General features: G+C 61.3%; 17 protein-coding genes and 1 pseudogene. 11 read left to right on the forward strand and 7 right to left on the reverse strand.

Annotated elements, in window-relative coordinates; genetic code table 11:
• Positions 1–204: 204 nt before the first annotated feature.
• Positions 205–1,092: a class A beta-lactamase gene (bla, locus tag B0T39_RS02215; protein WP_081544606.1), complete on the forward strand. Its 888-nt coding sequence runs from the start codon at positions 205–207 to the stop codon at positions 1,090–1,092.
• Between the two features lie 222 nt (positions 1,093–1,314).
• Here bla and astE read toward each other — a convergent pair whose 3' ends face one another.
• Entirely contained in the window at positions 1,315–2,313 is a 999-nt protein-coding gene (astE, locus tag B0T39_RS02220) for a succinylglutamate desuccinylase (RefSeq protein ID WP_141111040.1), read from the reverse strand.
• Positions 2,314–2,965: 652 nt separating this feature from the next.
• Here astE and speA point away from each other — a divergent pair.
• The gene (gene speA, locus B0T39_RS02225) at positions 2,966–4,846 is read left to right on the forward strand and encodes an arginine decarboxylase (protein ID WP_081544608.1); all 1,881 of its coding nucleotides are present in this window, start codon (positions 2,966–2,968) and stop codon (positions 4,844–4,846) included.
• A 186-nt stretch (positions 4,847–5,032) separates the two neighbouring features.
• On the opposite strand, the pseudogene B0T39_RS26085 reads toward speA, so the two are convergent.
• Positions 5,033–5,317, reverse strand: a pseudogene (locus B0T39_RS26085) (DDE-type integrase/transposase/recombinase); the annotation flags it as partial.
• 826 nt (positions 5,318–6,143) lie between these two features.
• Between B0T39_RS26085 and B0T39_RS02235 the strand changes: the two are divergent.
• From B0T39_RS02235 to B0T39_RS02250, 4 genes are all read left to right on the forward strand, one after another.
• The gene (locus B0T39_RS02235) at positions 6,144–6,662 is read left to right on the forward strand and encodes a fimbrial protein (protein WP_043641656.1); all 519 of its coding nucleotides are present in this window, start codon (positions 6,144–6,146) and stop codon (positions 6,660–6,662) included.
• A 73-nt stretch (positions 6,663–6,735) separates the two neighbouring features.
• Positions 6,736–7,485, forward strand: a complete 750-nt coding sequence (locus tag B0T39_RS02240) for a fimbrial biogenesis chaperone (protein WP_081544610.1) — start codon at positions 6,736–6,738, stop codon at positions 7,483–7,485.
• Positions 7,486–7,540: 55 nt separating this feature from the next.
• Positions 7,541–10,108 (forward strand): fimbria/pilus outer membrane usher protein, encoded by a 2,568-nt coding sequence (locus tag B0T39_RS02245; protein ID WP_081544611.1) that lies wholly within the window; start codon positions 7,541–7,543, stop codon positions 10,106–10,108.
• A 28-nt stretch (positions 10,109–10,136) separates the two neighbouring features.
• Complete coding sequence (locus tag B0T39_RS02250) at positions 10,137–11,105, forward strand: fimbrial protein (RefSeq protein ID WP_141111041.1); 969 nt, start codon at positions 10,137–10,139, stop codon at positions 11,103–11,105.
• 76 nt (positions 11,106–11,181) lie between these two features.
• Here the strand turns inward: B0T39_RS02250 and B0T39_RS02255 are convergent, their stop codons facing one another.
• Both B0T39_RS02255 and yaaA read right to left on the reverse strand, forming a co-directional pair.
• Positions 11,182–11,475, reverse strand: coding sequence for a hypothetical protein (locus B0T39_RS02255; RefSeq protein ID WP_081544613.1), 294 nt, complete (start codon positions 11,473–11,475; stop codon positions 11,182–11,184).
• A gap of 373 nt (positions 11,476–11,848) precedes the next feature.
• On the reverse strand, positions 11,849–12,058 hold the full coding sequence (gene yaaA / locus B0T39_RS26090) for a peroxide stress protein YaaA (RefSeq protein WP_254894470.1): 210 nt from the start codon (positions 12,056–12,058) through the stop codon (positions 11,849–11,851).
• A 357-nt stretch (positions 12,059–12,415) separates the two neighbouring features.
• On the opposite strand from yaaA, the gene B0T39_RS02265 reads away from it, so the two are divergent.
• Both B0T39_RS02265 and B0T39_RS02270 read left to right on the forward strand, forming a co-directional pair.
• A complete protein-coding gene (locus B0T39_RS02265; protein WP_081544614.1) occupies positions 12,416–12,871 on the forward strand; it encodes an RICIN domain-containing protein in 456 nt (151 codons plus the stop codon).
• Between the two features lie 220 nt (positions 12,872–13,091).
• Positions 13,092–13,526 carry a hypothetical protein gene (locus B0T39_RS02270; RefSeq protein WP_081544615.1) on the forward strand — a complete coding sequence of 145 codons (435 nt, stop codon included), beginning with the start codon at positions 13,092–13,094 and terminating at the stop codon, positions 13,524–13,526.
• Between the two features lie 45 nt (positions 13,527–13,571).
• On the opposite strand, the gene B0T39_RS02275 is transcribed toward B0T39_RS02270, so the two are convergent.
• Positions 13,572–14,432 (reverse strand): LysR family transcriptional regulator, encoded by an 861-nt coding sequence (locus B0T39_RS02275; protein WP_081544616.1) that lies wholly within the window; start codon positions 14,430–14,432, stop codon positions 13,572–13,574.
• 121 nt (positions 14,433–14,553) lie between these two features.
• Between B0T39_RS02275 and B0T39_RS02280 the strand changes: the two genes are divergently transcribed.
• From B0T39_RS02280 to B0T39_RS02290, 3 genes are all read left to right on the forward strand, one after another.
• Positions 14,554–15,003, forward strand: a complete 450-nt coding sequence (locus tag B0T39_RS02280) for a multidrug/biocide efflux PACE transporter (protein WP_081544617.1) — start codon at positions 14,554–14,556, stop codon at positions 15,001–15,003.
• Between the two features lie 243 nt (positions 15,004–15,246).
• On the forward strand, positions 15,247–15,699 hold the full coding sequence (locus B0T39_RS02285; RefSeq protein ID WP_081544618.1) for a multidrug/biocide efflux PACE transporter: 453 nt from the start codon (positions 15,247–15,249) through the stop codon (positions 15,697–15,699).
• Positions 15,700–16,032: a DMT family transporter gene (locus tag B0T39_RS02290; protein WP_081544619.1), complete on the forward strand. Its 333-nt coding sequence runs from the start codon at positions 15,700–15,702 to the stop codon at positions 16,030–16,032. It begins immediately after the preceding gene.
• A gap of 171 nt (positions 16,033–16,203) precedes the next feature.
• On the opposite strand, the gene B0T39_RS02295 is transcribed toward B0T39_RS02290, so the two are convergent.
• Both B0T39_RS02295 and B0T39_RS02300 read right to left on the reverse strand, forming a co-directional pair.
• Positions 16,204–18,090: an amidohydrolase gene (locus B0T39_RS02295; protein ID WP_081544620.1), complete on the reverse strand. Its 1,887-nt coding sequence runs from the start codon at positions 18,088–18,090 to the stop codon at positions 16,204–16,206.
• A gap of 175 nt (positions 18,091–18,265) precedes the next feature.
• Positions 18,266–19,492 (reverse strand): diguanylate cyclase, encoded by a 1,227-nt coding sequence (locus B0T39_RS02300; RefSeq protein ID WP_081544621.1) that lies wholly within the window; start codon positions 19,490–19,492, stop codon positions 18,266–18,268.
• Between the last annotated feature and the right edge of the window lie 19 nt (positions 19,493–19,511).

Consider the following 19,511-nt stretch of genomic DNA (forward strand, 5'->3'; position numbering starts at 1 on the left):
TGTTTAATGTGTCATTAAAGATGCTTGAATCTGTCTATGATGCTTTGACGCGTAGATTCAATGAATTCAAGCCAAAAAGAATATGCACCGCATTTTAGTTCATTGTCATTGTCGCCGGTAGCGGCAATGCGCATCGGGGGAACTAAACCGCGATGGCCGGCTGTGTCATAAGCCGCGTCGTCATACCGATCTGGGGATGGAACTATGGATTATTTCGCGCAGCGGCGCGCCTTGCTGGCGGCTTTGGCCGCCTCGCCTTTGATTTTGGGTTGTGCGCGTCCGTCGTTGCGGGCGCCGGGCGAAGCGCCGACGGCGCGGCAGCTGGCGGAGCTGGAACGCAATGCCGGCGGCCGCATCGGCGTGTTCGCGCAAGAAGTGGACAGCGGGCGGACCCTGGCCTACCGCGCCGATGAGCGTTTTCCGATGTGCAGCACCTTCGCGCTGCTGCTGGCGGGCGCCATATTGCAACGCAGCGCGGCTCAGCCGGACTTGTTGTATCGTCATGTCAGCTACCGGCGCGAGCAGTTGATCGACTATTCGCCTATCGCCGAACAGTATGTGGAGCAGGGCATGTCGGTAAAAGACCTGTGCGACGCGGCGATGCGCTTCAGCGACAACACCGCAGCTAATTTGCTGCTGGAGCAGTTGGGCGGGCCGCAAGAGGTGACCCGCTTCGCCCGTTCGCTGGGCGACGGCTTGAGTCGTCTGGACCGCATCGAGCCGGAGCTGAACCGCGCCGAGCCGGACGATCCGCGCGACAGCACCACGCCGGCGGCGATGACGGCCAATCTACATGCCTTGCTGTTTTCTCCATCATTGCCGGAGCGGCAGCGCGGGCTGTTGAACGACTGGCTGCTGGGCAACACCACCGGCAACCTGCGTATCCGGGCCGGCTTGCCGGCGGAGTGGCGGGTGGGGGACAAGACCGGCAGCGGCGGCCACGGCGCCGCCAACGATGTGGCCGTGGCCTGGCGGCCGGGCAAGTCGCCGTTGATCTTGTCTGTGTATTACTGGGGTTCGCCGGCGATGATGGACGAGCGCAACGCGGTGATCGCCGCGGTGGCGAGGGTAGTGGCCGCCGAGTTCGCGTGAAACGCCGCGCGGGGCGGGCAATCCTGCAGTAATGAAAAACGCCGCAACCTGGGTTGCGGCGTTTTTGCGCACGGATCTAAGAGCCTGTTTACGATCTCGCGAGTTAAGGCGAGACAAGGCGAAAACGGCTGAGAAAGCGGAATGTACGCGTGGTACATGAGCATTTCGAAGGGGTACTCACCGCGCCACGTCTCGCGACGCGCAGCAGATCGTAAACAGGTTCTAAGGCAAGCGCGCCGGCTCCACCACGATGCCGGCGCGCAGGCCGGGCTTGACCGTGGGATTGGGAAACAGAATGCGCTCCTCGCCGCCGACGGCCACGTAGCGGTGCTCGCCGTCCTCGGCGATCAGGAAACCATCTGGCAGCGCGGTGAAGTTCTCCACATCGTCGGCCAGGTGCAGGCGGAAAGCCTCGCTGTGTTTGACGATGTCGTACTTGGCCTGGAACAGCGGCAGGTCGCCGTCGCGGTAGCCGGGCAGTTCTTGTTCCGGCTCGGACAGCAGCCGGCGCAGCGCCTGGTCTATGCCGGCGAAGCGGGACAGGTCGTTCTGGCCAAACGGCCGCGCCTTGCCCAGCTCCAGCGTGAAGGCGTCCGCCTGGCAGTGGCGGCTGGTGAAGTAACTGAAGGTATTGGCCGGCTGGCTGTGCAGCAGCACGGTTTCCACCTGACAGCTTTTCAACCAGGCCAGTTGCTCGCGGCTGTGCGGGCGCTCGTGGATATACGGATAGATGGCGAACTTCTCAAACACTGAGCCGCGGATGGCGGTGTGCAGATCGTAATGCCAGCGGCGGCCGCGGGCGGAGGCGAAGAAGTCCGCCGCCGCCTGCTCCAGCCGCGCCGCGCGCTCGGCTTCGCGCGCGTCCGGCTGGCGCGCGTGAGCACCGTTGAACAGCCGGTTCATGTCGTAATCCAGATAACGCTTGCCCAGCCGCATCGCGTCCAGATTGCCGAAGATCACCAGCAGCCGGCAGCGCAGCGCCAGCTTGCCGCCGGCGATGTCGGCCAGAATGGCGTTGAGCACCTCGATAGGCGCGGTTTCGTTGCCGTGCACGCCGCTGGACAGCAGCAGGGAATCGTCGGCGGCGGCGAGGGGTTCCAGCTCGACGACGCCGTAGTCCAGCCAGCGCGCCCGCACGCCGGAGTGGAGCTGCCATTCGGCGGAGGCCGGGGAGGCGGGGTTCATGGTCCAGGACAGAAAATCGTGGTGATGCTCGCGCATGGGCTGGCTCGTGCTTGCGGCTAGTGATGACCGGGGCATTGTAACCAGAGCCGGCGCGGCTGGTGGCGGCGTGTGGCGCAGATTTGAAAAAACATGCCGTATTTGGGCTAAAAGCCTTGTCTGGCGCGGCTTGGCGCGCCAGATCGCGCTGTGGTTTTTTTAGGGGGCGGAGCAGGGGGGCGGAACACGCTGTTGTTGAATATTTTGGACAAGCCCATTGTCTGAACAACAAGGCCTTCGCCCGGAGAAACGGCCGCTTGCCGGCATGAGAAAAATATAGGGGGCTGTTTTTGCTCAAGCCTTGCCCGGCAAGGCTTGCCGGGCCGCCCGGCGCGCGCTTGTCGATTAAATTGGACATGCGGATTTTTATACATTTTTTTACTTGTCAAGCCGCGTGATGTTGTTACAATCCGCGCTCGTTTGCAGCTTTGCAAACCTACAATTCAATTGTTTCGCTCCGACATCCCAGGCCCACATAAAAGCTGTTCAGCCCGAAAGCCGCGCACTAAGGAGCGGGGTTATCCATCATAAGGATGCTCCTGCGGCTGGCTCATCGCTTTTTCGGCGGCGGCCTGGGCGCGTCCTTTGGAAATCCCTGTTCGCCCATTGTTCGGGGTTCAGGGCTTTCCATCAGTTCTTGAGGGGAAAACTCATGGCTTGGTCTGTGGCTGATAGCCGGGCGTTGTATGGCATCCGGCATTGGGGAGCGGGGTACTTCGACATGGGCGCCAACGGCAATATCGTTGTGCGTCCGAATGTGCGCCAAAACAAGGAAATCGACCTGCATCGCCTGGTGGGCGAGCTGTCCGGCAAAGGCCTGGACCTGCCGCTCTTGGTGCGGTTTCCCGATATTCTGCAAGACCGCGTCACCCGTTTGTGCGCGGCCTTCGACAAGGCCATAGCCGAACAAGGCTACGGCAACCGTTATACCGCCATCTATCCGATCAAGGTCAACCAGCAAGAAGCGGTGGTGAAAAGCATCATCGCCACGCCGGACGTGTCCATCGGCCTGGAAGCCGGCTCCAAGCCGGAACTGATGGCGGTGCTGGCGCTGGCGCCGCAAGGCTGCACCATCGTCTGCAACGGCTACAAAGACCGCGACTACATCCGCCTGGCTCTGATGGGCGAGCGTCTGGGCCACCAGGTGTTCATCGTCATCGAGAAAGAGTCGGAAGTCGAACTGGTGATCGATGAATCCCGCAAGCTGGGCATTCGTCCCAATATCGGCATGCGCGTGCGCCTGTCCTCGCTGGCTTCCAGCAAATGGGCGGACACCGGCGGCGAGAAGGGCAAGTTCGGCCTGTCCGCCGGCCAGCTGATTTCCGCCACAGACAAGCTGACCGCCGCCGGCCTGGCCGATTGCGTACGCCTGATGCACTTCCACATGGGGTCGCAGATCGCCCACATCGGCGATTACCGCAGTGGCTTTGGCGAGGCCATCCGTTACTTCGCGGAACTGCGCGCGCTGGGCCTGCCCATCGACCACGTGGACGTGGGCGGCGGCCTGGGCGTGGACTACGACGGCACCCATTCCCGCAACGACAGCTCGATCAACTACGACATGGACGAGTACGCGCACGTGATCGTGTCCATGTTGTCCGAGTTCTGCGGCGAGAACGGCATTCCGCATCCGCGCATCCTGTCCGAATCCGGCCGCGCGATGACCGCCCACCACGCGGTGCTGATCATGAACGTAACCGACGTCGAGCGCCTGCCGGACGAAGTGCCGCAAGTGGACGACCTGGCCGCCTTGTCGCAGCCGGTGCGCAAGCTGTTTGAACTGGTTCAGCTCAACGACGACGACCTGGTCACTGAAATCTACTACCGCGCCAGCCACTATGCGTCGGAAGTGACCGATCTGTACGCCTCCGGCCGACTGTCGCTGAAGGAAAAAGCGCTGGCCGAAGACGTGCACGCCGCCTTGTGCCGCCGTCTGCACCGCCAGCTGCAAGCCAGCCAGCGTTCGCAGCGTCAGGTGTACGACGAGCTGACCGACCGCCTGGCCGACAAGTACTTCTGCAACTTCTCGGTGTTTCAGAGCCTGCCGGACACCTGGGCCATCGATCAGATTCTGCCGATCACCCCGCTGCACCGTCTGAACGAGCAGCCCACCCGCCGCGCGGTGCTGCAGGACCTGACCTGCGATTCCGACGGCAAGCTCAAGCAGTACGTGGACCAGCAAAGCATTGAATCCAGCTTGTCCGTGCATGAGGTGAAGCAGGGCGACGAGTATTTGATCGCCGTGTTCCTGGTGGGCGCTTACCAGGAAATCCTGGGCGATATGCACAATCTGTTCGGCGACACCGACTCGGTCAACGTCTATGTGCGCAACGGCGGCGAGCTGGAGTTCTCCGGCGTGGAGGAGCATGACACCATCGAAGACATGCTGCGTTATGTGCACCTGTCGCCGGAAGACATCCTCAACCGCTACGAAGCCAAATCGCGCGCGGCGGACCTCAGCAGCGAAGAGCGCAGCCTGTTCTTCGCGGAGTTCTGCCGCGGTTTGAAGCAGTCGTCTTATTTGTCGGTCTGATTCGGCTCTCAAGCTGAAACAAAACAGCCGGGCGCAGGCTATATGGAGTAAAAGCTTATACAGTTTGGCATGAGCACGCGCCTTTAAGACTTCATGATTTGGTAATAGTTATGCCTCGGCTTCGGTCGGGGCATTTCAATTTGGGCTGACGCGACAAGTGCTGGGCCTGGGGACTTAATACGCCTAATTGTCGCGGCAGTTCCCGCGCTGGCTCATGCCAGGCGCCAAATGGTGCGCTTTCAGGAAGTCCTGCCAGTCATCACCACTGAACCGACTCTCCTGGTCGGAATGCACCAGCGCCTTCTGTTTTGACTGGCGTGGCCATACCGCCATCAACAAGGCATTCAGCACCAACTCTCCATCGATGCGTGATGGCATCGATCAGCCTATGGTCTGCCGCTTGAGCCAGTCCAGCACCAGGGCCAGGCCTAGCCAGCCCTCATGCGTTCGGGGGTATGTGATGTCAGGCACCCGGGCTTTATCGGCGCATCCTGCGTCTCCAGTTGCTCATCCCACTACCAAAACCGAATTCCTGCTGTAGGCGTTCCCAAGGCACGCCTGTGGTGAGAACAAGCAGGATGTCGTTGAGCGTTCAACATCATCCTGCCGGGTCGCCCGCCTTGGCGGAGGAGGCGGCTGTAATCACTTCCGGAATTCCTGACTGACAATTTTCCGTTTTATCTCCACTAGATGTGGGCATGTGCACCCTGTTCCAACAGGCTTTGTTCGCGGGTTTTAAGGTTTGAGGCGAGAGAGCAGGGGGCGGCGTGCGGGGAGGGCGACGCCGGTTATCCGGTGGAGGAAGCCGTTCATTGCCAGGGCGCGGGATTCATCACAGGAACTTAATAGCGTGGGCGCTCGGCCGTGTTTTTATCGCGATTTGGCCTGTTTTGGGACGGTTTATCGTTCCAGTGAGCACGATGTGACGAATCTGCCACAGTAAGCGGGACTGTGATTACAGTGACGCGTGTCTTGTCTGGTGTGGCCGGGCGTTTGCGCGGTTTTCATTCGCAATGATTTTAAACTAATTGTGATTTGTGTTGTTCTGTGTGTTTATTTATATTGCTCACCATGCATTTGGGTGTGTTTGTGAAATCTGATTAAAGAATTTGTTTTCAATGTGAGAAAGCGGAAGCAGAAGATCAGATGGAGCCGATGCTTTCCCGCCTTGGGCGGGAAAGCTAGATAGCGGATTTTCGCCGCGCTGGCGCGACGAAGCTATGGGAGCGTCTTTCCACTTGGAAGGACGCGCATTCGGGCGCGATAAGCACCCGGCAATCGCAATGGAGCATGAGCAATGAAGAAGCTTGTTACCGTACTGGCCGCCGGCCTGAGTTTTTACGCCGCTGGCGCGTTGGCTGCCGACGGCACCATCACCATCAATGGCAACATTGTTGCCAATACCTGCACGATCAACAGCACCGGGGGGGCCAGCTTTACCGTCACCCTGCCCACCGTCGGCGTATCTTCGCTGGCGACTGCTGGTCAAACCGCGGGCTCTACCCCGTTCAGCATCAATCTGAGCAATTGCCCCGCCACACTGAAAAACGCAGTGACCCACTTCGAAATCGGGCCGACGGTGGATGCCGCTACCGGCAACCTGAAGAACGCCGGCGCGGCCACCAATGTGGAAGTGCAGCTGCTCAACAACACCCTGCAGGCGATCAACCTGGCCAACAACACCAACTCGCAGATAGTGCCGATCAGTTCCGGCACAGCGACGCTGAACTACTACGCGCAGTACATCGCCACTGGCGGCGCGGCCGGCGCAGGTGCGGTGAACACCAGCGTGCAGTACTCGATGACTTATCAGTAAGCGACGTGGGCAGTCGTTGCCAGCCGCGCTGTGCGCGGCTGGCGTTTCAAGTCAGAAAAAATAGGCAGAAGTCATGACAGCATTCGTAGTCCGCGGCGTTGCGATCTGGGCCGCCCTTACTTTCTTCACCAGCGCGGTCGCCAACGCTGGCGTGGTGATTTCCGGTACCCGGGTGGTGTACAACGCCGCAGACCGCGAAGTGACCGTCAAAATCAACAACCCCGGCAAAGCGCCTTCGCTGGTGGAGGTGTGGGCGGATGCGGGCAACGAGAAGTCGACGCCGGATACCGCGGATGCGCCGTTTCTGATCATGCCGCCGATTTTCCGGGTGGATCCTGCCAAGGGGCAGACCCTGCGCATCACCTTCACAGGCGCCGATCTGCCTCAAGACCGCGAATCGGTGTTCTGGCTGAACGTGCTGGATATTCCGCCTTTGCCCAAGAGCGCCGAGGAGCAGCACAACTTCATGCAGGTTGCCTTCCGCTCGCGGATCAAGTTGTTCTACCGCCCCAAGGGCCTGCCCGGCAGCGCCGACGACGCGGCCGACAAGCTGAGCTGGTCGCTGCAGGCCGAGCCCAACGGCAAGGGCTATCTGTTGCGCGCCACGAATGCGGAGGCCTACAACGTGTCGCTGAATCGCGCGGTGCTGACGGCAAACGCCCGTTCCTACGAGACCGACAGCGGCATGGTGCCGCCCGGCGGCAGCAAGGATTTCCCCCTGAAGGACTTGAAGTCCAAGCTTGGGGGCAAGTTGCAGTTCAGTTACGAGAGCATCAACGATTTTGGCGCGGCAGTGATGCACGACGCCGCTCTGGCCCCCTGACCATTCGGGCGGCCGCCTGTTGTCCGGTCGCCTGCGCAGCAAAACGGATTGCGCGATGAAACCTTCCTCGACTCGATTACAGGCTGAATGCTGGAGCCTGTCGCTTCTTGCCTCGCTTATTTGCGGGTTGTTCGGCGGCCCTTTGGCCTGGGCCGATGCGCCGGCGGCGCCGACATCACCGCAGGACGATGTACAGTTCAATCCGGCGTTCTTGACCCGGCCGTCAGGCATGCCGCCGTTGGGACTAAGCCGTTTCAACCAGGCCGGAGGGGCGCTGCCCGGCAATTATCGCGCCGACGTGTACGTTAACGATGCCTGGATCGGCCGTCGCGACGTGCTGATGAAGGAGCGTGATGATCACAAGGTGTTCGCCTGTTTCAGCCGAAAGGCGCTGGAAGAGATGGGCGTGGATTTCAAGCGTCTGGAGCAGAAGCCGGAGAGCGCGCCGATGCAGGACGAGCCCTGTCGGGATATTGCCCAACTCGTGCCCGGCGCCTTCTCCGGCTTCAATAGCGGCGATTTGCACCTGGACGTCAGCGTGCCGCAGAAATACCTGCGCGCGCATGCTCGCGGCTATGTCGATCCCCAATACTGGGACGCCGGCGCGCCCTTTGCCGGCTTCCTCAACTACAACGCCAACGTCTACCGTTACGATACCGGGTCCAACGGCGCGTCCACCCAATATTATCTGGGCGCCAACGCCGGCCTGAACCTCGGCATGTGGAGGCTGCGCTATAACGGCACCGTTACCCAGCAGGATGGCGGCAACGGCAGCCAGCGTCATTACCAGGGGACGTCGGCCTACGCCCAGCGCGACATCACCGATTGGCGCTCGGTTCTGACCGTCGGCGACAACTTCACGCCGTCGGACTTGTTCAACAGCGTGCCCTACCGCGGGGTGCAGCTCAATTCCGATGACCGCATGCAGCCAGAATCGATGCAAGGCTATGCGCCGGTGGTGCGCGGCGTGGCGGAGACCAACGCCAAGGTATCGATCCGCCAGAACGGCAACCTGATATATGAAAACACCGTGCCGCCGGGCGAGTTCAGCATCGACGATTTGTACAACACCGGCTTCGCCGGCGATCTGAACGTGACCGTGACCGAGGCCGATGGCCGGGTGCGCACCTTCGTCGTGCCCTACGCCTCGGTGCGGCAGCTATTGCGTCAGGGGCAATCGCGCTATTCGGTGACGGCTGGGCAGTGGCGGGACAGCACGCTGAGCCAGCATCCGGACTTCATGCAAGCCACCTACCAGCGCGGCGTGAATGGCAGCTTGACGCTGTACGGCGGCGGCATCGCCGCCGAACATTACCAGGCCGGCATCTTCGGCGCTGGGCTCAATACCGCCATCGGCGCTCTGGCGCTGGACGTCACCCAGTCCTGGGCCAACCGCCTTCCCAATGTCGCGGGCAGCGAAAACATGAGCGGTCAGAGCTATCGCCTGGCTTATAGCAAATTGCTGGAAAGCACCAACACCAACTTCACGGTAGCGGCGTACCGCTACTCCACCACCGGTTATCTGCAGTTCCGGGACTATGTCAATCTGCTGAATCAGAACAGCATGGTGTACCGCACCCGCAACCAGTTTCAATTGAACGCCGACCAGCCGCTGCCGGCGGGCTGGGGCCATGTGTACATCAGCGGCTCGACGCAGGACTACTGGAATCAGCGCGGCCACGATGTGACCTATCAGGTTGGTTACAACAACCGCTTCAAGGGGGTCAACTTTAGCCTGTCCGCTGGCCGGCTGCACGATGCTCTGGGCAACAACGTCAACCAGTACACGCTGAGCGTGTCGATGCCGCTCGGCCGCGCGGCGCACGCGCCGCTGCTGACCGCCAGCGTCAACAGCAATAGCGATCACAGCGGCAGCACTCAGTTAGCAGTCAGCGGCACCAGCGGCGAACTGAGCAACCTGAGCTACAACGTCTACGCCAGCGATACCCGCGCGCCCTCAGGCAGCAGTAGCGGCGGCGGTGGAGCCAGCGTGCAGTACGCCAGCTCGGTGGCCACGGTCAGCGTCGGCGGCAGCAGTGTGGGCCATTCCTCGCAAGTTAATGCTGGGCTTATGGGGGCCCTGGTGTTCCATCCGGGCGGCGTCACTGCGGCGCAATCGGTGGGCGAATCGTTCGCCGTCATCAACGCGCCGGGCGCGGTGGGCGCGGCGGTCAACAATACCAATGGTGTGCGCGTCAATCAGGACGGTTACGCGGTGGTGTCGTCGTTGATGCCGTACCGGCAGAACGAAGTCTCGCTGGACCCGAAAGGGATGAGCGAGAACGTCGAGCTGCAGGAGACCGCGCAACAGGACGCGCCGCGCGCCGGGGCCATCGTGATGCTCAAATTCGCCACCGAACAGGGCAAACCCGTCATCGTGACTTTGAAGCGGGCCGACGGCAGCGCCGTGCCGGTGGGGGCGTTGGTGCTGGCCGACAACGGCGACGTACTGGCGATGGTGGGGCAGGGAAGCCGAGCCTTCCTCCGAGGCATGGAAGGGAAAACCTTGCGGGCCAACTGGGGTAGCGAGCGGGATCAACAGTGCCGCTTCCATTATCCGCCCTCGGCGCGACTGAATGGCGCGGGTTATTCGATAACCGAAGCAGTATGCGATGCCGAGTGAAGGCTAGCGATCAGAAAGCGAAAGAATGATGAGCCAATCGATTATCCGTGTGCTGCGCGCCTGGCTGTGCGCGATCTTGCTGTGCCTGCCGGTGACCAGCCATGCCCTGGCTTGCTGGAATGGCGCCAGCTCGTCAGGCAGCGTGACGTCCACCTTGAGCCTGCCCGGCAATCTGTACGTTTCCGCAGCCGTGCCAACCGGCACGGTCATCTGGCAGTCGCCCTTGCAGACCATCAGCGTCTATTGCCAGCAGAGTCTGGGCGAGAATGTGTATTTTTGGGTCAATCCCAAGAAGGTGGCGCTGGCGGCCGGCCTGCAGGTCGGCATCATCTTCAACGGGCAGACTTACACGCAGTCGAACGGAGCGATCAATACCGGCATCTTTGTGCCGGTTGGGGGCACCATCTCCACGACGCTGCAATACTCCATCGTGCTGCTCAAAACCTCGGGCGCGCCGTCCAGCGGTACCGTGGCGGTTAGCCAGTACTCGGTGTTTCAACTGGATGGGGTGGGGGGCTTGAATGGTTATCCCGGGGTCAACTACAACCAGTTGATCAACGGCTCGGTGACGTTCACGCCTGGCGGCACTTGTAATTTGAGCACGGCGGATGTCAACCGGGTGGTGACCCTGCCAACGATAGGCGTCAGCGCCCTGCCTGCGGTGGGCAGCGCGGCGGGTAGCGTCAGCTTCACGATTACCGCGAACAACTGCTCGACCGCGCTGCATACCGCCACCTTCAGTTTTTCCGGCACGCCGGATGCGAATAACCCCATTCTGTTCGCGAATACAAGCGGCACGGCCAAAGGCGTGGGGGTTTTCATGGGAACGCTGGCGGACGGGCGGAATATAGGAGCGAACAGCACCAACAACACCCGAGTGGTGAATATCCAGTCGCAGACGGCGCAATTGCCTGTGTTCGTCGAATACATGCGGACAACGGCGGTGGTGCCTGGCACGCTGCAATCGGTGGTGACGCTCAATATGCTGTATCAGTAATCTGATTTTACGGGCAAAGCAAACGCCGCCGCCGCGGAGTGTCCGCGGCGGCGGCGTTTTTGAGTTCTCGCGGCGCTTAGTTGTACACGACGGTTACGGTCTGGCCTTCAGCGGACTGGCTGGTCTTCACGTTGCTGATCGTCACGGACTGGGTGTTGTCCAAGCCGGAGCAGGTAGGGCCGGAGGAGATCTTGCGCGCGGCCTGATACAGTTGTGGATGCGAAGCGTAGCGGACTAGAGTGCTGGCTTCCTGCGTGCATGGCTCTTTGACGATGGCGCCGGAGAAGCCGATGACACCGTCTTGGGCAGCCAAGGCCAAGCCGGATTGCATAGCCGCCAGCGCAGCCAAGGTGGTGATGATCTTGTTCATATTGAACCTCTACTGAATTCGTTTTGCCCGTTTCAAGGAGATTGCCGGCCGCTTGTCGCTATTTTGATCTTCACCTTGTTTAAAATGATGGCGATGATCTGTAATATTTTGTGTTTACCGAGTGTAGTTGCCGGGTTGGTTAAATTCAATATTGAAAATTGTTTAATTATTAGTAATTAATTATTTAATATGAGGGTTTGGCAGAGCTAGCGGCTGGCTGCAGACGACTTTGCCTGGATCGACCTAGTGGCGAAGGTGGCGATGCATGCGGATTTTGCATGATAGTTTTGGTGAGAACTGTTGCGCGCAAGATGCAGTCAGTCGTTGAGCGCCGGCTGCGCGTATCAGTGATGTTCGCGGCGGAAAACCCCGTTCAGTTCGCTGGAGGGGGCGCGTCGAAGGCGTCGCCCTTGCTGTCGAAATCGCGCAGTGCGGCCGGGTCGGTAACGTCGCGTTCGGCGGCCCAGCCTGTCATCAGCCCGCGGGTGCGTTTGGCATAGAAGCTGATGATCTTGTACTGGCCGTGCTTCTTGTCTTGGAAGAGCGGCTTGACGATGGCGGCGTTCAGCGCCCTGGGCTTCATCGCCTTTTGAAGCATTCGTCGGAGGTCAGATTGACCAGCGTGCGCTGTCCCAGCGCGTCCAGCTGTTCATTGAGCTTGGTGGTGACGATTTCGCCCGGCTTTGTTGCTGACCTACTCCATATAACATATGCCCGGCTGTTTTCATTGTTGCCGCCGTCTGTGCGCAGACAGACCATTCTTCATTAGATAAATTTAAGCAATTTCACTTACCTACTTATAAGTTATTGTTTCTGAATTGGTTTTTGAGTGGATTTTACGCCGGGCGCGGCTCGTTGCGGGCGCGCGCTTGCAATATGGGAAAACCTTGCTAGTTTGAGAAAGCCAATAATTGATTGGCATAAACATGGAGGTTGCCATATGTCTTTCTCTAGCGTTCCTTACTTCCTCACCTATAGCCAAAACACCACGCTGGGCATTACCGCCAATGACTCGATGAGCGGTTCCCAACTGTCCTTGCGCGCCATTCAAGGCAACTTCCTCTCGCTGTTCAACATCGACTTCGCCAGCGGCGTGTTGGCGCTGGCCACCAGCGGCAACCAACTGGTGATCGACATTTCGGATCTGGCCAGCGGCAAGCCGCTGGTGCTGCGTCCGTACAACCCGTCCTCGCTCAGCCAGCAATGGGATCTGTTCTCCCGCCCGGGCTTTATCGCCAGCCGTCAAAACCCGAATCTGGTGATCGACAACCAGAGCCGCGGCGGCGTGGGCAGCCTGATCTGGTTGTACGAGTTCAACGCTTCGCCGGCGCAGCAATGGGCGCTCAAGCCGCTGACCTCGGCTCAGCGCTCGGAACTGGTGCTGGAAACCGCTTAAGTAAGCGAAGGGCAAAGATCGCGGCGGCGGGTGCAAAGAGCCTGTTCAAGGTCTTGCGAGCAAGGGCGAAACAAGGCGAAAACAAGCGAAAAAGCGGAATGTACGAGTGGTACATGAGCATTTTGAGCTTGTTTTCAACGCCGTATCGCTGAAGCGCAGCAGACTTTGAACAGGTTCTAAGGCTCGCCGCCGCTTTTTGGGTTCATGCAAGGAGCAAGAGATGGGTTTCAGCAGCACTTCGTATTTCATCACCTCGGCCTATTTCCCGGATTACGCCATCGTGGCCGACGATTCGATCAAGGGCTCCCGGCTCAGCCTGCAGCCGTTCCAGAACAATTTCGCCGCCTTGTTCAATATCGACTTCGACCGGGGCTTGTTCGCGCTGGCCACCAGCGGCAATCAATTGGTGATCGCCGCCAATGAAGTAGCCGACGGCTCGCCCTTGCAACTGGATCTGCTGCCGGAACCCGCGCTGCCCAGTCAGCGCTGGGATGTGTTCTCCCAGCCCGGCAACATCGTCAGCCAGGCCGATCGCACTCTGGCCTTCGGCTTCGGCATGGAAAAAATCTTCCCGCCGGCCTTGCGGCTGCGCAAGCTGCATCCCGGCCGGCCGCCGATGTGGATTCTGCGGCCGATGACGATGCCCGGCGCCTGAGTCCTCGCCATCCGCCGCGCTTGGCGCCACGGCGCGGCGGCGTGCTCAGGAGCGCAGCAACTGCTCGCGCACCCAGACGGCGGCCAGGCCCAGCGGCCGCCGCCGCGACCACACCAGGTCAATGTGGCGCGCCTTGGGCCAGCCCGGCGCATGCAGTTCGCTCAGCCGGCCGGCGCCGAAGGAATCCGCCAGCCAGCGCGGCAACTCGGCCCAGCCGGCGCCCAGAATCGCCATTTCCAGCAGCATCAGATAGCTGGGCGCAAACCAGCAGCGTCGGCTCAGCGTGTCCGGCTTGCTTTCGGTGTAAGTATTCAGCCGCAGTTCGCGGTGGCCGCTCAGCGCCTGCCGGTCCACCTGCTCCAGCGCAGCCAGCGGATGGCTGCGCGCCACGTACAAGGCCACCTCGCTGACCTCTCCCAGCGTGGCGTGGCCGATATCGGCCGGGTACTGTTTCTGCGCCGCCATGCAGCCCAGGTGGGCGCGTCCGGTCTGGATCAAATCCAGCACATCGTCCTGTTCGCCCACCAGGCATTCCAGTTCCAGCGCCTCGAAGTTCTGTTCCAGTTGCCGCGTCACTTCCTGAAAACGCGAAGACTGATACGTGTCCGACAGCACCAGGGTCAGCCGCGGCTCCAGCCCGGCGGTCAGCAACTGCGCCTGCTGGTTCAATTCATCGCCAATGGCCAGCATCTGCCGCGCATAGCCCAGCAGGTGGCGGCCGGCCTGGGTCAGCGCCGGCTGACGGCTGCCGCGGTCGAACAACTGCACCGCCAGGTCTATCTCCAGATTGGCGATGGCCTCGCTGATGGTGGATTGGCTCTTGCCCAGACGCCGCGCCGCGGCGGAAAACGAGCCCAGTTCGGCGGCGTTGGCAAACGCCGCCAGCGCGTCTAGCGACATGCTCATATCGGTTTCTCCGATTAAACCTATCTTTATCCTATCCGAAAAACCAATAAAAATCGCGTCATTGTCCTGCTAACCAAGCCGCGACGGCCGTGTGAGCGCCGCAGCGGATCAAGGAGACTCGATGCAAGTAAAGAAATCCTGGCTGGAGCGCGCCTTCTACGCCATCGCTTATGAATTGTGCGCTGTCATGCTGCTGATGCTGATGGCCAGCTGGCTGCTGAGCCAGGACACCGCGCAGATCGGTGTGCTGGCCCTGATGATGACCACGGTGGCGATGTCGTGGAACATCGTGTTCAACGCCTTGTTCGAACGGTTGGAGCGGCTGCGCGGCTGGGCCCGCACCCCGGCGCTGCGCGTAGTGCACGCGCTGTTGTTCGAAGGCGGGCTGGTAGTGCTGTTGGTGCCGCTGGTGGCGTGGTGGCTGGAGCTCAGCTACTGGCAGGCCTTCCTGCTGGACATCGGCTTCTTCCTGTTCTTCCTACCTTACACCTTTGTCTTCAACTGGCTGTACGACGGCGTGCGCGCCGCTTTGCTGTCCCGGCTGCGCCGCGCCCGAGCAGGGCTGGCTTGATGTATCGGTTTTGCCGATGGTTATTATTTTTTAACCATCCGAAAAACCAATCAGAATAGCGACTATCTTAAAGCTCACGATCTCGCGAACTAAGGCAAGACAAGGCGTTGCGGCTGAGAAAGCGGAGTGTACACAGGGTACATGAGCATTTCGAAGTCGGTTTCAAGGCCTCTGTCTAATCATCCCGCCGACGCGCAGCGGATCGTGAACGGATTCTTTAAACGGTCATGATTGGGAAATAAAATGAACAAACAAAAATCCTGGCTGGAGCGCGGCTTCCACGCCGTGATGTACGAGCTTTGCGCGATGGCCCTGCTGGTGCCTCTGGCCTCCTTGGTGATGGAGCAAAGCCTGCTGCATATGGGCGCGCTGGCCTTCATGATGTCCACCGCGGCCATGCTGTGGAACATGGTGTTCAATATGCTGTTCGACCGCCTGGAAGCGGCGATGGGCTGGAGCCGCACGGTGGGCGTGCGCACCTTGCACGCGCTGATGTTCGAGGGCGGCCTGGTGTTCATGCTGGTGCCCCTGGCGGCCTGGTGGCTGAACGTTAGTTACTGGCAGGCTTTCCTGCTGGATTTGGGCTTCTTCGCCTTCTTCCTGCCTTACACTTATGTATTCAACTGGCTGTACGACACGCTGCGCGCCAAGCTGCGCGAGCGCGGCGGCAAGCCTTGCGCCGAACTGGAGTCTTGAATGAAAACCTGGTTGTTCCTGGCCGTCGCCATCGTCAGCGAGGTGATCGCCACCTCCTCGCTGAAGGCCTCCGACGGCTTTACCCGGATCGGCCCATCCTTGCTGACGGCCGCCGGCTATATGCTGGCCTTCTACATGCTGTCGCTAACCCTACGCCAGATCCCGGTGGGGGTGGCTTACGCGCTGTGGTCCGGCGTCGGCATCGTGCTGGTTTCCATCGTCGGCTGGGTCATGTACGGTCAGAAGCTGGACGCGCCGGCGATGATAGGCATGGGCCTGATCGTGGCCGGGGTCTTGGTGATGAATCTGATGTCCAAGTCCGTGGCGCATTGAGTCTAGGTCCCGTTCTCGGCCCACGCGGCGGAAGAGAGCGGAACGTAAAAACCGGCCGGATGATTCCGGCCGGTTTTGTTTTGCGCGTCGGGCGCGGCTCAGTGCGTCTTGGGGTTGTGGTAGATCGGCTTGCCGGCCAGCCAGGTTTGATGCACCGGGATGTCGCGCGCGTCAGGCCGGCGGCGCCGACTCCGTCGCGCAACCCAGCTTGGCGTGCAGATACACCGGCGCGCCGGAACGCCAGGTCTGCAGCACCGGGATATCGCGCAGATTGCTCACCGCCGGGTCCAGCGGGTCCTGTTCAAGCACCACCAGGTCCGCCAATTTGCCCGGCTCCAGCGAACCGACGATATGGTCCATATGGCATTGCCAGGCGGCGTCCAGCGTCACCGCGCGCAGCGCGCTGAGCCGGTCCAGTCGCTCCGCCGGGTTCAGCGCCGGCTTGCCGCCGGCCTGTTCCGGCGCGGCCTCAATCACCCGGAAAATCGCCTGCTCCATCATGCGCAGGCCGCCCAGCGGGGTGACGAAGTGATCCGAATGCAGGCTGATGCGCAGGCCGGCGCGCTTGGCGGACAGGCAGCGGTCCAGTAGCTTGGCGCGGGCCTCGCCCAGAATGGTTTGCTGGAAGGCGCGGCCCCAATAGCCGACGTGGCCGATCAAAAAACTGGGCGACAGCTGAAGCTGCGCCATTTGGGAGATGTGCTCGTCGGTCAACAGCGAAGCGTGCTCGATGCGATGGCGCAGCCGCGTGCCGGCGCAATCCGGCCGCAGCGGCGCGGAGGGGTGGTTGAGCGCGTGCTCGTAAGCCTGCAACACCTCGTCGATGGCGCGGTCGCCGTTGGCGTGCACCATGGCCGGCCAGCCGTGCTCCACCGCCTGCCGCAAATGCGGGGCGAAGGCGCTGGGCGGGCGGAAATTGAACAAGCCGGTGGCCGGCACATTAGGCACCTGATGCTCCGGATAGCATTTGTAGGCCTCGGTCTGAAAGCCGGTCAGCCCCTGGTTGGAGCCGTCCGACACCAGTTTCAGCGCCTTGATGCTGAAGCGCTTGTCCTCCATGCCGTCCAGATCCGGGCGGAACAAGCGCGTCCACTCGTCCATCTGCCGGGTTTCGTTGGAAAACAGCGCGGCGGCGATGCGCACCGGGTTCAGCGCGGTTTGAGCCACCAAGTCCAGCAGCAAGACCTCGAACAGCCCCTTGCCGGAGCCCAGGCCGGCGTCGAACAGCGTGGTGTTGCCCATCTTGGCCGCGCCGTGCAGCACCTGGCTGATGCTGGCGAGCAAGGCTGCCGGGGCCGGGGAGGGCAGCGCCGGCATCATCTGCAGCACCTGCTCCTCCACCAGCACCCCCTTGCATTCCGGGCTGATGCCGGCCTTGGCCAGCGCCGGCGCGTTGGCGTAGCCGATGTGGCCGGAAGCGTTCATCAGGAAAATCGGGAGCTTGTCGCCAAACTGGGCGAACCAGTCCAGGTCCGGTTCGGTCCAGGTCCGCATCAGCGAAGGATCCAGGCCGAAGCCCAACACCCAGGCCGTGCCGTCCTTGGCCTTTTGCTGTTTTTTGGGATCGGCCAGCGCCGCGCGCACCGTGCTTTCCACGCCGGCAATGCCGTAATCCGGCGTCAGCGTTTGGCCGGAGAACGCGCCCACATACTGCCAGGACGAAAACAGCGCGCTGGGCAGGATGTGCATGTGGGGATCGACGAAACCGGGCAGCAAGGTGGCGCCTTCCAGCGACATCTCCTCCGGTTTTTTATGCCCGGCGGCGGCCATGGCCTGCCGCACCTCCTCGCGTGAACCGGTAGCCACGATGCGGCCCTTGGCGATGCCGACGGCGTCCACCGTCTGCCGCCCGCTGCTGGCCAAGGTATGAATTGAGCCGCCGTAAATGATCAGCGTCTGAGGCGGCGAGGCCGGCAGCAAATGTTTTTCCTGCTGGCGGATCAGCCGCTTGGCCTCGTCCTGCCAGTCGGGCTGCTCGGACAGCTCATCGTGCAACTGAGCCAACAAAGGAAGAGTGCAGCAGGCGCAGCCTGGTCCGTGCGGATGATGATGGCTCATGGCGGATGTCCGGTTGAAACGCCGGCTCCGGAGGAAGCGCGGGGCCGCGCGCGAGGAACGGAAAAAGCGATGTCATTATAGGCGGCGTCCCGGCGCAAACAAACGGCGAACTGGCCATTCGGGCGGGGGCCGTCAAGAGCGGGGTAAAGCGGCAAAGTGCCGGCTATGACGCTCTTCAGCCGCCGCACACCTGATTGCGGCCGTGTTGCTTGGCGTGATACAGCCGCTCGTCCGCCAGCTTCAGCAGCCGGCTGACCTCCGGCATGTCCGACGCCGCCACGCCAATGCTCACCGTATAGCGCAGCCCGCCCTTGGCGGTGGTCAGGATACAGCCCTCTATCGCCAGGCGCAGGCTCTCCAGCCGGCACACCATGTCCAGCTCAATGGGGCTGGGGCTGAGAATCACAAACTCCTCGCCGCCAAAGCGCGCCACAATGCCGTCCGGGAAAAACTGCTCCATCAGCCGCGCGGTGTTGCAGATCACCTGATCGCCCACATCGTGGCCGTACTGATCGTTCACCCGCTTGAAGTGGTCGATATCCAGCACCGCCACCCCGTAGCCATTCTTCAACTGCATCACCTGCTCAAAAAAATGCCGGCGGTTGGACAAATTGGTCAGCGGGTCGCGGTCCGCGGTTTCCTTCAGGGATTCCAGGTTCTCCACAAACTCCACATTGCGGGTGACGCGGCAGAAAAACTCCTCAAAATTAAACGGCTTTTGCAGAAAGTCGTCCGCCCCCGCCTTGATGAAGCGCGTGGTCATGGTGGGGTCCTGGTTGCCGGAAATGCCGATGATGGCCAGGCGGTCGTGATCCAGAAAGCGGCGTATCGTGCTGGTCATCCGCACCCCGTCCATGCCCGGCATGTCGTTGTCGCTCAGCACCAGCTTGATGTGCTTGTCGCGGTGCAAAATCTCCAGCGCCTGCTTGGCGTCCTCCGCCTCCAGCACCTGATAGCGGTGGCGCTCCAGGTTCTCGCGCAGAAACTGGCGGTAAGAAGCGGAATCGTCCACCACCAGCACCTTGATGCCCGGGTTCTTGCGAATGCGGGTCAGCATCCGCATCACGTAATCGAAGGCGGCCGGGCTTTCCTTGCTCACGTAATCCACCACCGGCAGCTGCAAGATGCGGTCGCGCACCTCGCCGTCGGTGCGCGAAGTCAGCACGATGGTGGGAATCGCCTGCTGGAACAACAGCGGCAAATGCTCGCCGGCGGGAGAATCCGGCAGGTTGTAATCCGCCACCGCGGCCAGGAAGTGCTGGCCGGAGGCCAGCGCCTCGCGCACCTCCAGCTGCGAGCACACCGGCAGCGGCGATAGGCCGATTTCCTCCACCATGCGGCACAAGGGGCGGATCAACACCATGCTGTCTTCAATCACCAAAACGCGCGTTTCTTCGCTCATCGTCCGCTTATCCCTTGGC

The organism is Chromobacterium haemolyticum (genome assembly GCF_002081825.1).
In the GTDB taxonomy this organism is placed as follows: domain Bacteria; phylum Pseudomonadota; class Gammaproteobacteria; order Burkholderiales; family Chromobacteriaceae; genus Chromobacterium; species Chromobacterium fluminis.